Origin of the sequence: Mesorhizobium sp. M7A.F.Ca.CA.004.06.1.1 (assembly GCF_003999135.1) — a bacterium.
Taxonomy (GTDB): domain Bacteria; phylum Pseudomonadota; class Alphaproteobacteria; order Rhizobiales; family Rhizobiaceae; genus Mesorhizobium.
Genome location: NZ_RZPQ01001060.1, coordinates 1 through 1,530 on the forward strand (window position 1 = coordinate 1; position 1,530 = coordinate 1,530).

Genomic DNA, 1,530 nt, shown 5'->3' on the forward strand with positions numbered 1-1,530 from the left:
ACTTCAGGGGCAGGCCGATACCGATCTCAACGCTCTTGGCCGCGAACAGGCGACCGGCAACGGGCTTCGGCTAGCCGCGTTGGTCCCAAATCCCTGGGAATTCGATTTCCTCGCCAGTCCGATGAAACGGACGCGCGAAACGATGCAGCGTATTCGCGCCGCGATGAAGCTCGATCCGGATGCCTATCGAACCGATCCGCGCCTCGTCGAAGTCAATTTCGGCGATTGGCAGGGATTTACCTTTCCCGAGCTCGAGACAGGATATCCCGGAGCGAGCATGACGCGTGCTCTGGACAAGTGGAACTTTCAGCCGCCCGGCGAAGGTGCGGAGAGCTATCAGATGCTGCTCGAACGGGTGAGGCCATGCTTCGACGCGATCGAACGCCAGACGATATGCGTGACCCATGGCGGCGTCATGCGCACCTTGTTTCGCTTCGTTCTGGGGCTGGCCGAGGACGAGGCCGCGAACCTGGAAATACCGCAGGATCGCCTGCTCAAGCTCGAAGGCAAGAGTCTGGAGTGGCTTTAATGCATGTCGCCCAAAAGTGACCCCGGTTTTGGGAGAACGACATGCATAAAACAAAGACCTAAAGCGGGTCGCCTGAATCCGTTCAGACGCGACACGCTTTAGGCCATTGGCAGGCGGCTCGGCGAAAGCTGAACCGCAAACACAGCATTCAATTGAGGTTGGAAGCTCTAGTTGGCAGAGCTGTCCGGCAGTTCCATGTCGGTGACGATGTTTTCGCCATTGGTCACATCGTAGGCGATGACGATGTCCATGCCCGGCTTCAGCGCGTCGAGATCGGTCTCGGCGTTCAGCTTGTAGGACTTGCCGTCATCCAGCGTCAGCGTCGCCGTATCCTTGTCGATCTTCTTGATCAGGCCTTCGGTCTGGCCGGCGAAAGCGGCGGTGGAAAGCAGCAGCGTGGCGGCAATGGCGCCAATCAGGGTACGCATGATCGTTCCTCTTTATCATTGCGCCGGCATGGCGGCGGGCGTTCAACGGCGGATGGAGCAGAGCAGAAACCAACCGAATGTGTCAAAACTAAATCCGCCAGATCACAGTTTGACCCCTGTGAAAAACGCCAATAGAACGCAATCTTCAGCCGGCTCCGATGCCGGGCAGGGTCATTTCATGTCTCACAACACGTTCGGCCACCTTTTCCGCGTCACCACCTGGGGCGAAAGCCATGGCCCGTCGCTCGGTTGCGTGGTCGACGGCTGTCCGCCCGGCATCCGCTTCACTCGAGCAGACATCCAGGCCGAACTCGACAAGCGCCGGCCGGGGCAATCACGTTTCGTCACGCAGCGTCGCGAACCGGATGAAGTGAAGGTGCTGTCCGGCTTCATCTTCGACGAGGACGGCGAGACGATGATCACCACCGGCACGCCGGTGTCGATGCTGATCGAGAATGTCGACCAACGTTCAAAGGATTATGGCGAGATCGCCCGCCAATACCGGCCGGGCCATGCCGACTACACCTATGAGGTCAAATACGGCGTGCGCGATTATCGCGGCGGCGGCCGCTC

At 59.4% G+C, this 1,530-nt stretch carries 3 protein-coding genes; 2 read left to right on the forward strand and 1 reads right to left on the reverse strand.

What is annotated here, in order from left to right:
• A partial coding sequence (locus EN906_RS33800; RefSeq protein WP_164777593.1) for a histidine phosphatase family protein occupies positions 1 to 529 on the forward strand: 529 nt, incomplete at its 5' end.
• A 167-nt stretch (positions 530 to 696) separates the two neighbouring features.
• Here EN906_RS33800 and EN906_RS33805 read toward each other — a convergent pair.
• On the reverse strand, positions 697 to 957 hold the full coding sequence (locus EN906_RS33805) for a DUF1344 domain-containing protein (protein WP_027035965.1): 261 nt from the start codon (positions 955 to 957) through the stop codon (positions 697 to 699).
• A 178-nt stretch (positions 958 to 1,135) separates the two neighbouring features.
• Between EN906_RS33805 and EN906_RS33810 the strand changes: the two genes are divergently transcribed.
• A partial coding sequence (locus tag EN906_RS33810; protein ID WP_127375759.1) for a chorismate synthase occupies positions 1,136 to 1,530 on the forward strand: 395 nt, incomplete at its 3' end.